Source organism: Paenibacillus sp. J45TS6 (assembly GCF_018403285.1).
GTDB lineage: Bacteria > Bacillota > Bacilli > Paenibacillales > Paenibacillaceae > Paenibacillus.
The window spans coordinates 1-404 of sequence record NZ_BOSJ01000075.1; the positions used below are offsets into that span (position 1 = coordinate 1).

At 38.1% G+C, this 404-nt stretch carries 1 pseudogene; it reads right to left on the reverse strand.

Going from position 1 to position 404, the window contains the following annotated elements:
• Positions 1 to 404 (reverse strand): annotated as a pseudogene (gene tnpA / locus KJS58_RS25010) (IS200/IS605 family transposase); the annotation flags it as partial.

Consider the following 404-nt stretch of genomic DNA (forward strand, 5'->3'; position numbering starts at 1 on the left):
ATGGATCTTCATACTCTTTAACACTCAGCTTATCTACTGCTTGGTCGTGTGCTTCTTGTTCTCGGATGTATTTTCGTACCGTTGCTTCATTTAAGCCCACCGTACTCACATAATATCCTTCTGCCCAGAATTTTCGATTCCCGTATTTGTATTTTTGCTGGCATGTTTCTCAAAGATCATTAGAGAACTTTTACCTTTTAGATAGCCCATAAATTATGAGACTGCTATTTTGGGTGGGATTGCTACCAACATGTGCACGTGGTCTGGCATCATGTGGCCTTCTATGATTTCTACTCCTTTGTACTTACATAAACGTTTGAATATTTCAATTAGATCTTTTCTTACTTGATTATAGATCTCTTTCCGTCTATACTTCGGGGTGAATACAATGTGGTATTTGCACA